This window comes from Candidatus Protochlamydia sp. W-9 (assembly GCF_001950615.1).
Taxonomy (GTDB): domain Bacteria; phylum Chlamydiota; class Chlamydiia; order Chlamydiales; family Parachlamydiaceae; genus Protochlamydia; species Protochlamydia amoebophila.
Genome location: NZ_BCPZ01000140.1, coordinates 1 through 275 on the forward strand (window position 1 = coordinate 1; position 275 = coordinate 275).

General features: G+C 30.9%; 1 protein-coding gene. It reads left to right on the forward strand.

What is annotated here, in order from left to right; translation table 11 throughout:
• Window positions 1–275 (forward strand): transposase (locus tag BU804_RS04220; RefSeq protein ID WP_275935650.1); only part of this gene is annotated, 275 nt, incomplete at both ends.

A 275-nucleotide genomic window follows, 5' to 3' on the forward strand; every position in this document is an offset into this window, starting at 1 on the left:
ATCAAATTATCGAACATTTAAGCACTTTTATGGGTATGTTACCAAATACTTAGTTAAAGAATTTCCAAACTTAATTAGTTATAGCCGCTTTGTTTATTTAAAGAAGAACCTTTTTATTCCTCTATTTGCTTATCTTTCGGACAAAAGAGGAGAAATCACAGGAATTGCTTTTATTGATTCTACGTCGATAGATGTTTGCCACAATAAACGCATAAAAAGAAACAAGGTCTTTAAAGGTTTAGCAAAAAGAGGAAAAACAACTTCAGGGTGGTTTT